This window comes from Enterobacter cloacae (assembly GCF_013375935.1).
GTDB lineage: Bacteria > Pseudomonadota > Gammaproteobacteria > Enterobacterales > Enterobacteriaceae > Enterobacter > Enterobacter pasteurii.
Genome location: NZ_CP056117.1, coordinates 3249592 through 3267866, shown reverse-complemented (window position 1 = coordinate 3267866; position 18275 = coordinate 3249592). Strand labels below are relative to the sequence as shown.

The following is an 18275-nucleotide window of genomic DNA, read 5'->3' as shown; positions in this document are numbered from 1 at the left end:
TTGTCATCCTTAGCATTCACGCAAATAGGTGAGTGAATCCTGATAAGCCTGAGCCGGATCGTCGGCACGAACGCGGCACTCATACACCACATATCCCTGATAGTTATCGGCACGCAGCCGATCGAACAGGCTGGCAAAATCGAGGCTGCCGCTGCCCGGCTGATAGCGATGATTATCCGCAATGTGTACATGACCCAGCAGATCGCGGTTGTTGTGCAGGGCATCGGTCAGCGAGTCTTCTTCAATGTTCATATGATAGAAATCGCCGATGATCTGCACGTGCTTCAGGTCGTTTTCTTCAATATAACGACGCGCGTCTGCCAGGGTGTTGATCATATGGTCCTGATAGCGGTTCAGCGGTTCAAGGTAGACGGTGGTACCGGTGCGCGCGGCTACTTCATCCAGCCAGCGCAGGGAGGCACTTACGGCTTTCCGGTCACCGTCGAGGCTGCGCGGAGAGGTCATCGGCGGCAGGCGGAAGGTAAACATCCCCCAGGCAGCAGGCACGATAATGCCCTTCCCGCCCACTTCGGCCAGTGCTTCCAGAATGCGTTCAATCTGCTGTAGCCCGTTGAGACGGCGTTCTTCGATAAAATCACCAATCCAGCCATCGTATCCGCCGCATGCCGTCGTAACCGGCAGGCCAGTGGCTTTGATAGCCGCTTTCACCTCATCGAGGTTTTCAACCAGCAGGCGGCCATCAATTTCGTAGCCATCAAAACCCATCGCTTTGATGTACTCGAACTTTTCCAGGATATTGGTTGGGAAAAAGGCCTGGTTTTGTGTTGCGATTTTCATGGTTTGCTTTCCTTAGCTTAAAAAGTGACGCCCATTTTGATACTGAGTTCAGGATGCCGATCGACATACTTCATATAGCTTTCCGGGCTGGTGGTGAAGGTCACGACCGGATCGATCAGATCTTCACAATTGAGATAGCCGTTCATCAGCAGTTCCCAGCAGGTCTCTTCAATACGCTTGCGGCTCCAGCGTGGGTAATCCGGGTTGGGTTCGCTGCACGCGCGGGAAAACACAATTTTCGCGTTATTAAAGTGCGCCTCGCGTCCAAGGTTGAAGCCAGCCGCAAACGGCTTGGCGAAAGCCACGTAGGAGATGGTTCCGCCGTAGGCGAGTCCGCGCAGCGCAGACTGTAACGCGTCCGCAAAACCGCTGGTTTCAACGATCACGTCCGCGCCCTGCTTGCCGGTCAGTTTCTTAATTTCCAGACCGACATCGGTACCGATTGGGTTCAGGCAATGGTCCGCACCGTGACGACGAGCGATCTCACAGCGGTGTTCGATAGGATCAACGCCGATGACCACTGACGCACCGGCTTTTTTTGCCAGTTGAATCGCGATCTGGCCAATCGCGCCCAGGCCGACCACCACAACAAAATCCCCTACGCGCACGTTAGCATCACGCACGCCGCTCATGGCGAACTGCGCCGGATCGTAGCAAACGGCGTTTTTCCAGGAGGCGCCCTGCGGCATTTTGCGCAGCTTATAGTTATTGACCGCATTGACGATGACCGTTTCCTGCAGCGGACCGTAGCAGCAGACGCTGTCGCCGATCTGGTATTCCGTGACCTCAGCACCACATTCGATAATGTCGCCGACGATCATGTTTCCCAGCTGGAACTTACCAAATTCGATACCGCGGGCCGTGCCCTCTTCACGTGGCGTAAACATCTGCCACTCGGCGTTGAACTCTTCATCGATAAACGGGCTTGCCGCGCGGAAATCCACCACTTCGGTACCGTGTTTCGGCGCGCCAAAACGGGCACGAATTTTTACTTCATGCGCTGCAACGGGACGATCTTCGTATTCCACCAGCGCCGCTACACGAGGCGCTGTCGCAACTAACTTTTTCATGACTGACTCCTTGTTAAAATCGGCCGCCTCAGCCCTTCACGCCGCCGGCGGTCAAACCACTTTTAATGAAACGTTCAGACAGGGCATACATAATGACGACCGGAAGTGCCGTCACCAGCGATGCCGCCATCATCCGACCCCAGATGTAATCTGGCGTACTGAAGAGCGTGTTCAGCCCTACCGGCAGCGTGAAGTTGCTGGCGCTGGACAGGAAAATAGAGGCGAACAGATAGTCATTCCACGCCACCATAAAGCAGTAGACAAAGACCGACACGAGACCGGAGATCGCCAGCGGCACGGTGATGCGGAAGATGATTTGCAGGCGGTTCAGGCCATCCATCATCGCGGCTTCTTCAATTTCGTCCGGGATGGTGTCGAAATAGCTGCGCAGCATAAATACCGCCGTCGGCAGCGTCTGGGTCACCATGGTGATGATTAGCGCCAGCTCGGTATCATAAATGCCGAGCGCGGTGATGATTTTGAACAGCGGCACCACCAGCAGGATCCCGGAGAACATATAAACGGTGTAAAAGCTGGCATTGATCGTCGTGCGCCCTTTAAAGCGCAGTTTGGACAACGCATAAGCGCCAAGCGTGCCGAGAAACACCGCAATGACCGATGAGGTCAGCGACACCACCATGCTGTTACGGAAGTAATCCACAAACGGGAATATAAGTGGGTTAAAAATGTCGACGTAATGCTGTAGCGTCCACTCCTGCGGCAGAATGGTCGGATGCAGCGATATCGCCTCTTTCGCGCTCTTGAACGATGTCATCAGCATGACGAAAAACGGAAACAGCGTAATAATCAGAAATACCGCCAGCCCCAGATAAAATCCGATACGGCCCAGAACGCGTTTATTTGTTGCCATTGAGGTTTACCCTTTTTCTGGTCAGCAGAATGACAGCGAAGATGATCACAAACAGCACAACGGAAATGGCGGCTGCTTTACCCAGGTCATTGAAGGCAAATGCTGTTTTGTAGAGATACACGCCCAGAATATCGACCTTGGTCGTCAGCAGATAAACATCCGCAAACATGTAAAACATCCAGATGGTTCTCAGCGTGACCACCGTTGCCAGCACCGGCATGATGGCGGGCAGCGTAACGATACGAAAACGCTGCCAGGCGTTGGCTCCGTCCATCTCTGCCGCTTCGTACAACGATTTATCAATCGTCTGCAGAATCGCCAGGAATGAGATAAAGGCATACGGGAAGTAGCGCCAGATGGCGAACAGCACGACCAGCACAAAGCTGCTGCCCGGGTTGTCAAACCACAGCGGCGCCTGCTCATAAAGATGCAGCAGGTCAACGCCCAGATAGTTCACTATCCCGTAGCCGTTGTTGAACATGTATTTCCAGGCAAATACGAGTGATATAGACGGCGTCACGTAGGATAAAATCACCAGCGAACGCGCCGTTTTCCGCATACGGAATTCCCGGTTAAAGAAGATCGCCACGGCCAGCCCCAGCCCGGTGCTGCCGATTACCACCAGCGCCGTGTACCAGAACGTCATCCACAGGGAGTGCCAGAAGGCAGCGTCGCCGAGAATGCGGATATAGTTATCCAGGCCGACGAACGCCGCATCAATACGCGGGTTCAACGGCAAACGTAAAAAACTGATTTCAATGTTGGAAATCATTGGCCAGGCCACCAGGCCCCCCAGCAGAATCAGGCTGGGGGCCAACAGCAGCATGGCGAAAGGCATATCTGAACGACCAGAAAACAACGTCTTCATAATTCCCTTCGCAAAGCGCTCCTATCGTTGTGATATCAGGTCAGTCAGTTTTTTCTGGCTGTTGCTTAAGGTCTCATCGAGATCTTTTTGCCCCACCGTCACGTTATGCACCATGGAGCTGATAATGCCGGAGCCGGTAACGTCGCCCATGCGGGTAAAGTTTTTGTCGCCCACGGCACCAAACACCTGCACGTTCGGGAACTGCGCAATCAGTTCGTAAGGCAACTGGCCAAAGGCTTTTATCACGTCGTTGTTCTTCCAGCTCTCCGAGCCGACAACCAGCTTATTCACCGGCAGCGCCGCGCCCGGTGACATCATCACCCAGTCAGAGGCGTTCTGCGCCTGCTCCATCCAGGTGACGAATTTCTCGGCTGCCTGCGTTTCCTCTTCGGTCTGGCCGGTGGTGATGGTCAACGATGTGACCATCCCGTAAACGGCGGAAGATTTTTCCGTCGGGACGACAAATCCCAGGTTGGCCGGGGTGCCATCTTTGTAAACGGCAGGCAGGATATAGGTGGAATAAACGGCCATAGGCGCGGAACCATTCATGAAGGCATCTTTGATCTCCATGACATCGTTCGAACCTGGCATGGTGGTTGCCGCCAGTGCCTTATAGAACGCCAGGGCTTTCGACATTTCAGGGGTATCGATGTCAACGTTGCCGTTTGCATCAAAGACGTTGCCGCCGCCTGACAGGGCAAACTGGGAGAAAGCCTGCTCGGTCATAACGCTTTCGGCGGTAGGAAGCGCGATACCGTAATGTTTTTTGGCCGGATCATTCAGCGCCTGGCTGGCCTTCAGCAGCTGTTCCCAGTTGTGCGGCTCCTCGATACCCGCCGCCGCGAGGGCGTCTTTGTGATACCAGACGCCGGACAGCCACGCGCTAACAGGCACCCCCGTCCATGCGCTGCCATCTTCGGTGCGAACAACGCGCAGGATACCGTCGTAGAAGGTCTCCTCACCCACGGCTTTGATGGCCTGGCCAATCGCTTTACGATCCAGCAGTTGCTCTTTATCCATCACTTTGGCGTAGTCATGGCTGACCTCAATCACTTCCGGCAATGCACCGGTACGGGCCAACGTAATGACCTTGGTGTTATAGGCATCTTCCTCAACGGGTACCTGCTTCACCGTAATAGAAGGGTTCTCTTTCTCGAATTTTTCGATCAGCTTCGTGATGACCGCCTGACGCTCCTGTTCTACCGACGAGTGCATGAACTCGATGGTGACCTGAGATGATTTGTCGTCCTTACAGCCCGATAACAGGGCGCACGAAACCAGTGCTGATAACAGCACAATTTTGGGCATTTTCATTTTAGGGTCCTTTTTAGTTTTCTTTAATCCACATTACCTGCCATGGATTGAGGGTCAGATCCGTACCGCTAATCTTATATTTAGATAATAATTCCATACCGGACAGCGCGGGTGCATTAACGGTCTGCATTTTATTACTAAAATTAAATAATGCTGTAATCCGCTCCCCGTTTTTAGCAACGCGAACAATTTTAAGAATTTGTTCACCCACCGCTTCAAAAATTGCCTTACTAGCAGGATGGAACGCGCGCTCTCCGCGGCGAATCGCGATTAGGCTGGTTAAACGAGAATAGATTTGATGTCGAATACTATTCTTATTATTAAGCTCCCGATCAACCTCACCAGCGGCGTATTTCTTCCTGTTTATCGCGCGGTTATATCCGAGACGTTCAACGCCTTCGTAATCATTACGCGATCCAAGTATGCTTTGAATATAAACAGCCGGTACGCCAGGGAAACTTAACAACACCGCATGCGCCAGAATAAATCGTGCAATTCGCTCCTCATCGGAGCTGTCTTGCGCGCTTAGCGCATCAAGATAGGTGACATTGATTTCATAAGGGCTTCGCGTTCCGTCAGGGTTATTTTTCCAGTTGACCAGCGCCCCTTCCTGCTGAAGATTTTCGACCAGCGAGAGGATCTCTGATTCCGGCAAAATGCCGCGTAACGGATTCAGCCCGATACCATCATGAGAGGCCAGAAAGTTGAACCACGTGGTATGTGCTGAAGGCAGCGCCAGCGAACCCGCCCACTGGCAGAGGGCTTTTACATCCTGACGATGAACGGCATGCAGCACCAGCGGTGGTAATGAGAATTGGTAAACCATCTGGGCTTCATTTTCACCATCACCAAAGTACGAAATATTGTCTTTGTGCGGAACATTCGTCTCGGTGATAATCACCGTTCCCGGCGCCACCGCGTCCGTAATGGCGCGGAACAGCTGGATAAGGCAATGGGTTTGTTCCAGATGAATGCAGCTCGTTCCAGGGATTTTCCACATAAACCCGACCGCGTCCAGACGGATATAGCGCGCCCCTTCCTCCAGATAATGGAGCAGGACATCGACCATCGCAATCAGCACCTGCGGTGAGGCGAAATTGAGATCGATTTGGTCATCGCTGAAGGTCGTCCACAGATGACGTACGCTTCCGTCATGAAGGGTAAACGGCGTCAGCAGCGGTAACGCGCGCGGACGGGTCACGGCAGATAAATCGGTATCGGGGTCGACAGAAATAAAGAAATCTTCAAAGCCTGGCTTCTGCGCCAGATAATTAGCAAACCATTCGCTTTTAGCTGACATATGGTTGCAAACGAAGTCAAACATTAAGCTGGCTGACTGTTTTAGCTCCGCAACATCTCGCCAGGTCCCGGTTTCAGGCGCGACGCTGTGATAATCAATGACGGAAAATCCGTCATCTGAGGACCACGGATAAAAAGGCAAGAGATGGACATGGGAAAAAGTACGAGAAAGCCATTCATTATAGAAACGGGTAAATACCGGCAGCGCTTTTTCCCCTTGCGCGGAGAACTGATCGGCATAGGTAATCAGGACGACATCTTTTTCATCCCAGCCGGATTTACGCTTTTCCGTAATATTAACAGCCGCTTGTTCAAGCTTAGTTAATAGCACGTCAAGGTGTGCATCAGAAAATGATTCACCGTAAATATGATTGATAAGATTTTTAATTTTTGCGTTCACATTATTTTCCATGGTAGCGGTCCCACGGAGTGGCAATCTACTCCCATGAAAAATATCTGTCAACGGACCTGGGGACGGAAAAAGAGATTCTTAAAGCAACTCAACGCAGTAATGTGAGCTGCCGCAAAGAAAGAAAAAAAGCCGAGGGGAGTTTCGCGCCCTCTCTCTGCGAGAAAGGGCTTATTCGGAAGGATAATTAGCGTGAGAGGTAGCGGCGGGAAACGCGTTTAGCGAGTTTCTTTAACAGGGGTTCCAGCGCGACCGCCAGCACCATTCTGACCGGTTTACGGGCAACAGACTTGATCGCCCAGCCCGCCACGCCTGCCGGGCCATAACGTAGCGCCGTCATCAGAACCAGTTTACCTGCGATTTTCAGGCCGGGTTTTACCTTCTGACCGGCCTGCTGCCAGTGTTGTTTCATGTTGAGTCTCTCTTAAAGCTGACGAAAACGGCTTCTCAGCGTAAAGGTGTCGGAGGTGACATAACGTTCCATCTCGCGCAACCGCTTCTCCCCTGCACTCAGCTGTTCATCCACCGCATTGAGGAGATCGCTGCTGGTTGGCATGCCCTCAGCATCCAATTCGCCTTCCGGCATTGGGTCGAGCACAAACGACAGAATGATATATGCCACCAGGGTGATAAACGCCAGGCCGAAGAAAATCGACAGCACGGTGACCACGCGCACCAGCTTTACCGGGACGTCCAGATAGTGGGCCAGCCCGGCGCATACGCCCCGCACCATGCCCTTTTGCGGGATACGCCACAGTTTTTTATTCAGATTCAGTCCAGCCATTAACGGTCCCTCCAGTTCGGGTGTTCCGCATCCAGGATAGCTTCCAGCGCCTGAATACGTTCGCGCATTTTATTCGCCTCCGCAGAAAGCTGCGCCAGCCGCTGTTGTTCACTTTGCGACAGCTCCCCGCGTGCAGAGCGGTTGCTGTAGTGCAGCCAAAGCCAGATGGGCAGAACAAACAGCACGAAAATTGTCAGGGGTATAGCCAGAAAAAGCGCGCTCATGTGTACTCCTTGTCTTACGATGCGGCACGCTCAGGTGCCGCAGAAATTATTACTGGTTGTCTTGCTTCATTTTGGCCTTCAGCGCAGCCAGCTGCTCGCTAATTTCATCGTCGGCTTTCAGGTCAGCAAACTGCTGATCCAGGGTTTTCTGCTTACCGATGCTGTGGCTTTCCGCTTCCGCTTCCATGTGGTCGATACGGCGTTCAAACGATTCAAAACGCGCCATCGCTTCGTCCAGCTTACCGCTGTCCAGCTGACGACGCACGTCGCGGGACGAGCTGGCCGCCTGATGGCGCAGCGCCAGCGCCTGTTGACGCGCGCGGGTCTCGCTCAGCTTGTTTTCAAGCTCGCCAATCTCTTTCTTCATACGCGCCAGCGTATCATCCACCAGCGTCACTTCATGTTCCAGCGTGGCAACCATGTCGGTCAGCTTCTGCTTCTCAATCAGCGCAGCGCGCGCCAGATCTTCTTTATCTTTACGCAGCGCCAGTTCGGCTTTTTCCTGCCACTCGCTGAGCTGAGCGGTCGCCTGCTCGATACGACGCGTTAACTGCTTTTTCTCAGCCAGCGCGCGAGCGGAGGTGGAACGCACTTCAACCAGCGTGTCCTCCATCTCCTGAATCATCAGGCGCACCAGCTTTTGCGGATCTTCCGCTTTTTCCAGCAGCGAGTTAATGTTGGCGTTCACGATGTCGGCAAAACGAGAAAAAATACCCATAATTCAATCCTCATAGTTCTGTTATCGGGCGATGCCCTGCTGAATAGTTAATACAAATCCCATGCCAACTTTTTATCTTATTGATTTTATTCAATGTGATTGATATTTATCCATCCAGCGACTATCCTCACCTGGTGAATATCGCTAAGGAGTGGTTAATTTCATCATGGCAGAATACAAAGACAATCTGCTTGGCGAAGCCAACAGCTTTCTGGAAGTACTTGAGCAGGTTTCCCGCCTTGCGCCCCTCAACAAACCGGTGCTGATTATCGGCGAGCGCGGAACGGGGAAGGAACTCATCGCCAATCGCCTGCACTATTTGTCAGGGCGCTGGGACGGCCCCTTTATTTCGCTGAACTGCGCGGCGCTGAACGAGAATCTGCTCGATACGGAGCTGTTTGGGCACGAAGCCGGCGCCTTTACCGGCGCGCAAAAACGCCATCCGGGCCGTTTTGAGCGTGCCGACGGCGGCACCCTCTTCCTTGACGAACTGGCAACCGCGCCGATGCTGGTGCAGGAAAAGCTGCTGCGCGTCATCGAGTACGGCGAGCTTGAGCGCGTTGGCGGCAGTCAGCCGCTCCAGGTCAACGTTCGCCTGGTGTGCGCCACCAACGCCGATCTTCCCGCAATGGTGGCAGAGGACAAATTCCGCGCCGACCTGCTGGACAGGCTGGCTTTTGACGTCGTGCAGCTGCCGCCGCTGCGCGAGCGACGTAGCGATATTATGCTGCTGGCCGATCAGTTCGCGATTCAGATGTGCCGGGAGCTGGGGCTGCCGCTGTTCCCCGGCTTCAGTGAACAGGCCACCGAGACCCTGCTCGGCTACCGCTGGCCGGGCAACATTCGGGAACTGAAAAACGTCGTGGAGCGCTCCGTTTACCGTCACGGGAGCAGCGACACCGAGCTGGACAACATTATTCTCGATCCCTTCAAGCGCAGCGTTAAACCGCCCCCGGCACCGGCTGCGCTGCATGAAGGCCCGACGTTACCGCTCGATTTGCGTCAGTATCAGCACCATCAGGAACAGCAGCTGCTTGAGCAAAGCCTGACAGAGGCGAAATATAACCAGAAACGGGCGGCTGAACTTCTGGGGCTGACCTACCATCAGCTAAGGGCATTGCTCAAAAAGCATCAAATGCGCTGACATTATCAGCACTTATCCCCAGACATTTTTACGAAGCAGGCGTAAGTGCGATACACTTTGCAGATCGAATCTAAAAACCTTAAAAAATATGCGCCTGGTTTTATCGTCCCTGTTTGCACTCGGTCTGTTCAGCAATCTGGCCTTTGCTGCGCCCGAACGTCCTGTGCCCCCTGATATCCGCGATAGCGGTTTCGTCTATTGCGTCAGCGGGCAAGTTGATACCTTTAATCCGCAAAAAGCGGGCAGCGGCCTGATTGTCGATACGCTGGCCGCGCAGCTTTACGATCGCCTGCTCGATGTGGATCCCTATACCTATCGGCTGGTGCCTGAGCTTGCCGAAAGCTGGGAAGTGATGGATAACGGTGCGACCTACCGCTTCCGCCTGCGCGATGATGTCGCCTTTCAGCACACCCCCTGGTTTACTCCAACCCGCAAGCTCAACGCGGATGACGTGGTTTTTACCTTCCAGCGCATTTTCAACCGCAATCATCCGTGGCATAACGTCAATGGCGACAACTTCCCCTATTTCGACAGCCTGCAGTTCGCCGATACGGTTAAAAGCGTGCGCAAGCTGGATAACCACACGGTTGAGTTTCGCCTGACGCGCCCGGACGCCTCATTTCTCTGGCACCTGGCGACGCACTATGCCTCCATCATGTCTGCCGAATATGCGGATCGGTTGACGAAGACGGGGCGTCAGGAACGCCTCGACCGAGAGCCTGTGGGTACAGGTCCGTTCCAGCTGGGCGAGTACCGCGCAGGACAATACATTCGCCTTCAGCGTCACGAGCGCTTCTGGCGCGGCAAGCCGCTTATGCCGCAGGTCATAGTCGATCTGGGTTCAGGCGGCACCGGCCGGCTCTCCAAGCTGCTGACCGGCGAGTGTGACGTCCTTGCCTGGCCTGCGGCCAGCCAACTGACCATTCTGCGTGACGATCCTCGCCTGCGCCTGACCCTGCGTCCCGGGATGAATATTGCCTATCTGGCGTTTAACACCGATAAGCCGCCGCTCAATAATCCGGCCGTGCGCCATGCGCTGGCGCTGGCGATCAATAACCAGCGTCTGATGCAGTCGATTTATTACGGTACCGCGGAAACCGCCGCCTCTATTCTGCCGCGCGCCTCGTGGGCCTACGACGGCGAGGCGAAGATCACGGAATATAATCCGGCGAAAGCGCGCGAACAGCTTAAGGCGCTGGGGGCGGAAAACCTGACGCTGCAACTGTGGGTGCCTACCAGCTCCCAGGCCTGGAACCCCAGCCCGCTGAAAACCGCCGAGCTGTTGCAGGCTGATATGGCGCAGGTGGGCGTGAAGGTGATCATCGTTCCTGTTGAAGGCCGCTTCCAGGAGGCGCGCCTGATGGACATGAATCACGACTTAACCCTGGCTGGCTGGTCTACGGACAGTAACGACCCGGACAGCTTCTTCCGTCCGCTGCTGAGCTGTGCGGCGATAAACTCCCAGACCAACTACGCCCACTGGTGTAACCGGGAATTTGATGCCGTACTGCAAAAAGCGCTGGCCTCTCAGCAGCTTGCCTCGCGCATAGAAGCCTACGACGAAGCGCAAGATATTCTGGCCAGAGAACTCCCCGTGCTGCCGCTTGCCTCTTCCCTGCGCCTTCAGGCCTACCGTTACGATATTAAAGGGCTGGTATTGAGTCCGTTTGGTAATGCCTCCTTCGCGGGCGTAACCCGTGAGAAAGAACAAGAGGTGAAGAAACCATGATTATATTTACCCTGCGTCGGCTGCTGTTGCTGCTGGTCACGCTGTTCTTGCTAACCTTTGTCGGCTTCAGCCTTAGCTACTTTACCCCTCACGCCCCGCTTCAGGGCTCTTCGCTCCTGGACGCCTGGCTGTTCTGGTTTAACGGCCTGCTACACTGGGATTTCGGCGTGTCCAGCATCAACGGACAGCTCATATCCGAGCAGCTGAAGGTCGTTTTTCCGGCCACCATGGAGCTCTGTATTCTGGCCTTCGGCTTTGCCCTTATCGTAGGCATTCCGGTGGGGATGCTGGCAGGAATATATCGCAATAAATGGCAGGATAAGTTTATCAGCGCCCTTGCCCTGATTGGCTTCTCCATCCCCATTTTCTGGCTGGCGCTGCTGCTCACCCTCTTCTTCTCGCTGACGCTAGGCTGGCTGCCGGTGGCCGGCCGTTTCGATCTGCTCTATAACGTGCAAACGGTGAGCGGGTTCGCCATCGTTGACGCCTGGCTTTCAGATTCAGTCTGGCGCGATGAGATGATCGTGAGCGCCCTGCGCCACATGGTGCTGCCGGTCCTGACGCTGGCCGTCGCGCCGACGACCGAAGTGATCCGCCTGATGCGTATCAGCACCATTGACGTCTTTGACCAAAACTATGTAAAAGCCGCCGCCACGCGCGGCCTGTCTCGCCTGACGATTTTACGCCGCCACGTGCTGCACAACGCGCTGCCGCCGGTTATTCCGCGTCTCGGGCTGCAATTCTCAACCATGCTGACGCTGGCAATGATCACCGAGATGGTCTTCAGCTGGTCGGGCCTTGGGCGCTGGATGATTAATGCGATCCGCCAGCAGGACTATGCGGCTATCTCCGCCGGGGTGATGGTGATTGGCTCCCTGGTCATCATTGTTAACGTTGTTTCCGATATTTTGGGTGCCATGGCCAACCCGTTGAAGCATAAGGAATGGTATGCCTTACGATAACGTCTACAGCGAAAAGCGCACGCCCGGTGCGCTACGCACCGTGTGGCGTAATTTTTACGGTGACACCACGGCAATGATCGGCTTTTACGGCTGCATTGGCCTCGTGCTGCTGTGTCTCTTCGGTTCATGGTTTGCCCCGTATGGCATCGATCAGCAGTTCCTCGGCTACCAGCTTTTGCCGCCGTCGTGGTCGCGCTACGGAGAGGTCTCTTTCTTCCTCGGAACTGACGATCTCGGACGCGACGTGCTCAGCCGTCTGCTGAGCGGTGCCGCACCGACCGTAGGTGGCGCATTCGTGGTGACGCTCGCCGCCGCCGTCTGCGGCCTGGCGCTGGGCATTTTTGCCGGTGCAACCCACGGCCTGCGCTCAGCCGTACTTAACCATATTCTTGATACCCTGCTCTCTATTCCCTCGCTGCTGCTGGCGATCATCGTCGTGGCCTTCGCAGGCCCGCACCTTTCTCACGCGATGTTCGCCGTCTGGCTGGCTATCCTGCCGCGCATGGTGCGTTCGGTTTACAGCCTGGTGCATGACGAGCTGGAGAAAGAGTACGTTGTCGCCGCCCGTCTGGATGGCGCCACCACCTTCAATATTTTGTGGTTTGCCGTGCTGCCTAACATTGCCGCCGGGCTGGTTACGGAGATCACCCGCGCCCTGTCGATGGCGATACTGGATATCGCCGCGCTGGGCTTCCTGGACCTGGGCGCACAGCTGCCCTCCCCGGAATGGGGCGCCATGCTCGGCGATGCGCTGGAGCTGATTTACGTCGCGCCGTGGACCGTGATGCTGCCGGGCGCGGCTATTATGGTGAGCGTTCTGCTCGTCAACCTGCTGGGCGACGGCATCCGCCGCGCAATCAACGCGGGGGTGCAATAATGCCGTTACTTGATATTCGCAACCTCACCATCGAAATCAAAACGGGTGAAGGCTGGGTAAAAGCCGTGGATCGCATCAGCATTACCCTTGCAGAAGGCGAAATCCGCGGGCTGGTGGGCGAATCTGGTTCGGGTAAAAGCCTGATCGCCAAAGCCATTTGCGGCGTGGCGAAAGACAACTGGCGCGTCACCGCCGACCGCATGCGCTTCGACGACATCGACCTGCTGCGTCTCTCACCGCGCGAACGCCGCAAGCTGGTGGGCCATAACGTTTCGATGATTTTCCAGGAGCCGCAATCCTGTCTCGACCCGTCCGAGCGCGTGGGCAAACAGCTGATGCAGAACATTCCCGGCTGGACTTATAAAGGCCGCTGGTGGCAACGTTTCGGCTGGCGTAAGCGCCGCGCCATTGAGCTGCTGCACCGCGTCGGGATCAAAGACCATAAAGACGCGATGCGCAGTTTTCCGTATGAACTGACCGACGGCGAATGCCAGAAGGTGATGATTGCCATCGCCCTTGCTAACCAGCCGCGCCTGCTGATTGCCGATGAACCGACGAACGCGATGGAGCCGACGACGCAGGCGCAGATTTTCCGCCTGCTCACGCGTCTGAACCAGAACAATAACACCACCATTTTGCTCATCAGCCATGATCTGCAAATGCTGAGCAAGTGGGCGGACAAGATTGACGTAATGTACTGCGGACAGACGGTGGAAACCGCACCGAGTGAAGATCTGGTGAATACCCCGCATCATCCGTACACCCAGGCGCTGATCCGTGCGATCCCTGACTTCGGCAGCGCGATGCCGCACAAGAGCCGTCTGAATACCCTGCCCGGGGCGATCCCGCTGCTGGAGTCGCTGCCGATTGGCTGCCGTTTGGGTCCGCGTTGCCCGTATGCTCAGCGTAAATGCATTGAAACGCCACGGCTGACGGGGCCGAAGAATCATCTGTTTGCCTGTCATTTCCCGCTGAACATGGAGAGAGAGTGAAATGGTCGAAACCTTACTGGAAGTGCATAACCTGAGTAAGACCTTTCGCTATCGCACTGGCCTTTTTCACCGTCAGACCGTCGAGGCGGTTAAGCCGCTGAGCTTTACGCTGCGCGAAAAGCAAACGCTGGCCATCATCGGCGAAAACGGCTCGGGTAAATCAACGCTGGCAAAAATGCTCGCCGGCATGGTAGAGCCGAGCGGCGGAGAAATACTGATTGACGATCATCCTCTGGTTTTTGGGGACTATTCGTTTCGCAGCCAGCGCATCCGCATGATTTTCCAGGATCCGTCGACGTCCCTTAATCCACGCCAGCGAATTTCGCAGATTCTGGATTTCCCGCTGCGGTTAAATACCGATCTGGAGCCGGAAGCGCGACGGAAACGCATTGTTGAAACCCTGCGCCTGGTGGGGCTGCTGCCCGATCACGTTAGCTACTACCCGCACATGCTGGCACCGGGTCAAAAACAGCGTCTCGGCCTGGCCCGCGCGCTTATCCTGCGCCCAAAGGTCATTATCGCCGACGAAGCGCTGGCCTCGCTGGATATGTCGATGCGTTCGCAGCTCATCAACCTGATGCTGGAATTACAGGAAAAACAGGGAATTTCGTATATCTACGTGACCCAGCACCTGGGCATGATGAAGCATATCAGCGACCAGGTGCTGGTCATGCATCAGGGAGACGTCGTCGAGCGCGGCAGTACGGCTGACGTGCTGGCCTCCCCGCTCCACGACCTGACAAAACGCCTGATTGCAGGACACTTTGGTGAAGCGTTAACGGCCGACGCGTGGCGTAAAGACCGTTAGCTGTTGCGTAACCCGCTTGCCAGCAGGCTAAACACCTCGATGGCATGCGGCAGCGTCTTCTGCGGCTCGTCACTTGCGGCAATCAACAGGGCAGCATTCAGCGCAGCGCCATTCAACAGATGGGCTGCGACTTTTGCATCCATTTTTTTAAGCACCTTGCAGTCGATCATTTTTTCGATAGTCTGGCGGGTCGACTCAAGGCAGCTATTCTGGCTGGGCCATTGCGCGGGATCGCCCAGAACGGCCGGGCCATCAAGAAGCACGATACGCTGCACTTCCGGAACGAGCGCCATGTTGATGTAGGCGATGCCTTCCGCGAGCAGTCGGTCCCAGTCGTTCTCCGCGGTTGCGGCAATGGCTTTCGCTTTTGCCGCCATTTCGCTATCAATCTGCGCGACCACCGCTGCCAGCAACCCCTTCTTGTCGCTAAAGTTATGGTACAGCGCACCGCGCGTTAACCCCACGCTGGCCGTGAGTTCGTCCATCGACGCTGCGGCATAGCCTTTTTCAGCAAAGGCCTTCCGCGCCGCCTGAATCATTTTTTCGCGATTTTCCTGAGCCGTTTCAGCACGACGTTTTACAGCCATAGGGCTCCCTTAGTTAACCGATCTTTTAATTTGACATACACTGCGTATGTGAATTACATTTTTGACATACACTGCGTATGTTACTTCTGATGCGCAATCACGACAACATCTCTGACAAAAAAGGAAAAACCATGCATTCACGCGATCCTGTATTCCCGGCCAACCGTCATGCCCTGTATGAAGAGCACGGCTATTCAGCGGCAATCCGCTCAGGCGACCTGTTATTTGTTTCCGGCCAGGTTGGCAGCCGCAGCGATGGCACACCTGAACCCGACTTCCCCGCTCAGGTGCGGCTGGCGTTCGATAATTTACGGGCGACCCTGGCAGCCGCCGGGTGTACTTTTGACGATTTAATTGATGTCACCACGTTTCATACCGATCCTGAGAACCAGTTCCCCGTCATTATGGAGGCGAAAAAACTGGCATTTCCGCATCCTCCTTACCCAAACTGGACGGCTATCGGAGTTAACTGGCTGGCCGGTTTTGATTTTGAAATTAAAGTTATTGCCAGGATCCCTTCGCCTGCTAATTAACTTACGGCATAATCTGTCCGGCACTAAACTTATTTACCGTTAAGTACTCACTGACAGACAAATGAAAGACAGCATCAGAAAGTATATTCTCTCCTGGGTGGAGCAGAATAACTTCACTATTTTGCATATTGATGATCTTGTTGCAGATATCGGATATAGCAGAAGAACCATCGAAACATGGTTTAAGGAGCATTATCAGCTCTCACTCGGAGAATATATTCTCCGAAGGAGGCTGAGCCGTGCTGCCATTATGCTAAGAATGACGTCTATTCCGGTGACGGATATTGCCTATTTATTCCATTACCAGAGCAGCCAGAGTTTTTCGAGAGCCTTTAAAAAAATGACGGGTCTGACGCCCTCTGAGTACAGACATGCCAGAGTGTGGGATTTTGATATCTTACAGCCCTCATTTTTATTAAGCGAACAACAAACGCCTGAGCTCGAAATATGTGAGCTGAATGAGACGCTTATCTTTAACCATCAAATTATAGAGCACGATCATCTTTTTGATACCTCGGTGCATGATATTACTAAAAAAATCAAAAAGCTCCTGACAGAAAACCGTCATGAGATCGAGAAAATTACCCTGCTGCCCCGCCGACCCGAACTCGGCAAAAGCCGATCGTATCTGGTGGAGGTGTTAATATCTTACGCTTTACAAAGCGACACTAAGGATAATAAACAAACGTGCGTAGTGCGTGGTAAATACGCAAGAATGCCCTTTAGCGGTAGCTGGGAAAGCTACAGCGCCTTTAACAAGATTGCCTTCGTTAAGGCGATGGTTAAAAATCGCCTGACGCTGCGCGACGATATTTACCTCATGAAATTTAATTCGTACAGCGAGGAACATGTCGATTTTGATGTTTACATCCCTGTCCTGTAGCCTCAGCTGCATTCAGCCTGTCTGGTGACGGTTCTGTTTTTACCGTTGTGCTTCGCCTCATAGAGCGCATCATCCACGTTACGAATGACATCGTTACTGTTGAGGCTGTTCTGAATGGCAGAGCACACGCCAATACTTAACGTTACCTCTGCGGGAATCGCATAGTGGTTACCCTGTCCGGTGCGACGCTGGACGTTCTGGCGAATGCGCTCTGCAACGGATAGCGCCAGATTTGCGTCCGTATCCGGCAGCAGAAGGCCGAACTCCTCACCTCCCAGTCGGGCAAAGATATCCTTATCCCGGATGCTGTCTTTGATGATATCCACGACCGCGAGTAGGACGCGATCGCCTGCCGGGTGGCCCCAGGTATCATTAATAGACTTGAAGTTATCGATATCCAGCATCATTATGCTGGCCCCCTTTTCTGTTCTGAGCGTGCGGATCCGCTGAAGCGCCTCATAAAAATATTTACGGTTGAAGATTTGCGTAAGCGGATCGCGATTAACCCGGTCGCCAAAAATTTTTAACATGCTAAAGACATGAAACAGTAAGGTGCAAATAACAAACAATTTACTAAATACTTCTACCGTCCGGCTGATATACCAGAGTGACATATTGTACGTATCAAGCAGCAGCAGGAAAAAGTTATAAATGATGGCCGAGAGACACACCACAATAATACTGTTCCAGATCCCGGATGACAGTCGCGTCACATAGGTCATATAGCAGAGCAAAAACGACCAGAGCGCGATCAGAACGTTAACGTAACTGACGTTCCAGACCGGATCGTGGCGGTCACGACCGTCTGACGCTATCGTTAACGACAATGCGGGATGGTAGCTGCTCAGATAATGGGCCAGCACCGGAAATACGACCAGCGGAATAAATAATGCCAGAGCCAGTTTAGCCTTATTACGACGCCCGAGTACCGATCGGGTTGAGAGCTTCTCCACCCAAACGGCGAGCGCCAGCAAAAAGATCAGGCTGAGCTGTCGGAAAAAATAAAACACCGCCGTATCGTTAGTTTTTACCGCATAGGAAAACCCGGCGTTTTCCGGAAGCTGAATAATCACGATGGTTTCAATGAAGTAGACCAGCCCGCTTAAAAACGCCAGGCTCAGTATTAATAATGAAGGGTGCGACCTGTCAGACGCATACTGCATCTGGATAAAAATAAAGATGATGGTATCCAGAAAAAACAGCGCAATCATGACAATTAGGTACGTTGTCATGGGAACCCTGAAACCTGGACTGTCATTCACGCAAAAGGAGTTCACCGCGATCATGAGTGCAAAAAGGAATGCACCGCACAGCACGATCATCTTCTCGGCCAACGTAACGTTATTCATCTTACTTCTTACCGCAAATCTCTATACACGCAAATCGACTCCCCTGACCGGCGAGG

The 18275-nt window shown here is 54.0% G+C and carries 20 protein-coding genes; 8 read left to right on the top strand and 12 right to left on the bottom strand.

Going from position 1 to position 18275, the window contains the following annotated elements; all coding sequences use genetic code 11:
• Positions 1–9: 9 nt before the first annotated feature.
• The 10 genes from HWQ14_RS15335 to pspA all read right to left on the bottom strand — a co-directional run bounded on the left by HWQ14_RS15335 (position 10) and on the right by pspA (position 8355).
• Positions 10–798, bottom strand: a complete 789-nt coding sequence (locus HWQ14_RS15335; protein WP_176610176.1) for a sugar phosphate isomerase/epimerase family protein — start codon at positions 796–798, stop codon at positions 10–12.
• Positions 799–815: 17 nt separating this feature from the next.
• Positions 816–1868 carry a zinc-dependent alcohol dehydrogenase gene (locus tag HWQ14_RS15330; protein WP_176610175.1) on the bottom strand — a complete coding sequence of 351 codons (1053 nt, stop codon included), beginning with the start codon at positions 1866–1868 and terminating at the stop codon, positions 816–818.
• A gap of 28 nt (positions 1869–1896) precedes the next feature.
• Entirely contained in the window at positions 1897–2739 is an 843-nt protein-coding gene (locus HWQ14_RS15325) for a carbohydrate ABC transporter permease (protein WP_120158286.1), read from the bottom strand.
• Positions 2726–3607 carry a carbohydrate ABC transporter permease gene (locus HWQ14_RS15320; RefSeq protein WP_148419697.1) on the bottom strand — a complete coding sequence of 294 codons (882 nt, stop codon included), beginning with the start codon at positions 3605–3607 and terminating at the stop codon, positions 2726–2728. Before HWQ14_RS15320 ends, HWQ14_RS15325 begins: the two co-directional genes overlap by 14 nt.
• A gap of 21 nt (positions 3608–3628) precedes the next feature.
• Positions 3629–4921, bottom strand: a complete 1293-nt coding sequence (locus tag HWQ14_RS15315; RefSeq protein ID WP_176610174.1) for an ABC transporter substrate-binding protein — start codon at positions 4919–4921, stop codon at positions 3629–3631.
• 13 nt (positions 4922–4934) lie between these two features.
• Complete coding sequence (locus tag HWQ14_RS15310) at positions 4935–6632, bottom strand: sugar phosphorylase (RefSeq protein WP_274857164.1); 1698 nt, start codon at positions 6630–6632, stop codon at positions 4935–4937.
• A 184-nt stretch (positions 6633–6816) separates the two neighbouring features.
• Positions 6817–7041, bottom strand: a complete 225-nt coding sequence (gene pspD, locus HWQ14_RS15305) for a phage shock protein PspD (protein WP_148419694.1) — start codon at positions 7039–7041, stop codon at positions 6817–6819.
• A gap of 12 nt (positions 7042–7053) precedes the next feature.
• Complete coding sequence (gene pspC, locus HWQ14_RS15300; protein ID WP_148419693.1) at positions 7054–7413, bottom strand: envelope stress response membrane protein PspC; 360 nt, start codon at positions 7411–7413, stop codon at positions 7054–7056.
• Positions 7413–7637, bottom strand: coding sequence for an envelope stress response membrane protein PspB (gene pspB / locus HWQ14_RS15295; RefSeq protein ID WP_148419692.1), 225 nt, complete (start codon positions 7635–7637; stop codon positions 7413–7415). The genes pspC and pspB overlap by 1 nt, the downstream gene beginning before the upstream one ends.
• Before the next feature lie 49 nt (positions 7638–7686).
• Positions 7687–8355, bottom strand: coding sequence for a phage shock protein PspA (gene pspA, locus HWQ14_RS15290; RefSeq protein ID WP_148419691.1), 669 nt, complete (start codon positions 8353–8355; stop codon positions 7687–7689).
• 166 nt (positions 8356–8521) lie between these two features.
• Between pspA and pspF the strand changes: the two genes are divergently transcribed.
• The 6 genes from pspF to sapF all read left to right on the top strand — a co-directional run bounded on the left by pspF (position 8522) and on the right by sapF (position 14867).
• Complete coding sequence (gene pspF, locus HWQ14_RS15285; RefSeq protein WP_176610173.1) at positions 8522–9499, top strand: phage shock protein operon transcriptional activator; 978 nt, start codon at positions 8522–8524, stop codon at positions 9497–9499.
• Between the two features lie 88 nt (positions 9500–9587).
• Entirely contained in the window at positions 9588–11228 is a 1641-nt protein-coding gene (gene sapA, locus HWQ14_RS15280; RefSeq protein ID WP_148419689.1) for an ABC transporter substrate-binding protein SapA, read from the top strand.
• Positions 11225–12190, top strand: a complete 966-nt coding sequence (gene sapB, locus HWQ14_RS15275) for a putrescine export ABC transporter permease SapB (RefSeq protein ID WP_176610172.1) — start codon at positions 11225–11227, stop codon at positions 12188–12190. Before sapA ends, sapB begins: the two co-directional genes overlap by 4 nt.
• Positions 12177–13067 carry a putrescine export ABC transporter permease SapC gene (gene sapC, locus HWQ14_RS15270; RefSeq protein ID WP_148419687.1) on the top strand — a complete coding sequence of 297 codons (891 nt, stop codon included), beginning with the start codon at positions 12177–12179 and terminating at the stop codon, positions 13065–13067. Before sapB ends, sapC begins: the two co-directional genes overlap by 14 nt.
• On the top strand, positions 13067–14059 hold the full coding sequence (sapD, locus tag HWQ14_RS15265) for a putrescine export ABC transporter ATP-binding protein SapD (protein ID WP_148419686.1): 993 nt from the start codon (positions 13067–13069) through the stop codon (positions 14057–14059). Before sapC ends, sapD begins: the two co-directional genes overlap by 1 nt.
• A gap of 1 nt (position 14060) precedes the next feature.
• Positions 14061–14867, top strand: coding sequence for a putrescine export ABC transporter ATP-binding protein SapF (gene sapF / locus HWQ14_RS15260; RefSeq protein ID WP_148419685.1), 807 nt, complete (start codon positions 14061–14063; stop codon positions 14865–14867).
• Here sapF and HWQ14_RS15255 read toward each other — a convergent pair.
• Positions 14864–15454: a TetR/AcrR family transcriptional regulator gene (locus tag HWQ14_RS15255; protein WP_148419684.1), complete on the bottom strand. Its 591-nt coding sequence runs from the start codon at positions 15452–15454 to the stop codon at positions 14864–14866. The genes sapF and HWQ14_RS15255 overlap by 4 nt on opposite strands.
• 131 nt (positions 15455–15585) lie before the next feature.
• Between HWQ14_RS15255 and HWQ14_RS15250 the strand changes: the two genes are divergently transcribed.
• Both HWQ14_RS15250 and HWQ14_RS15245 read left to right on the top strand, forming a co-directional pair.
• Positions 15586–15987 carry a RidA family protein gene (locus HWQ14_RS15250; protein WP_148419683.1) on the top strand — a complete coding sequence of 134 codons (402 nt, stop codon included), beginning with the start codon at positions 15586–15588 and terminating at the stop codon, positions 15985–15987.
• Between the two features lie 61 nt (positions 15988–16048).
• Complete coding sequence (locus HWQ14_RS15245) at positions 16049–16870, top strand: helix-turn-helix transcriptional regulator (RefSeq protein WP_176610171.1); 822 nt, start codon at positions 16049–16051, stop codon at positions 16868–16870.
• A gap of 2 nt (positions 16871–16872) precedes the next feature.
• Here the strand turns inward: HWQ14_RS15245 and HWQ14_RS15240 are convergent, their stop codons facing one another.
• Positions 16873–18102: a sensor domain-containing diguanylate cyclase gene (locus tag HWQ14_RS15240; RefSeq protein WP_245166404.1), complete on the bottom strand. Its 1230-nt coding sequence runs from the start codon at positions 18100–18102 to the stop codon at positions 16873–16875.
• Positions 18103–18275: the final 173 nt, after the last annotated feature.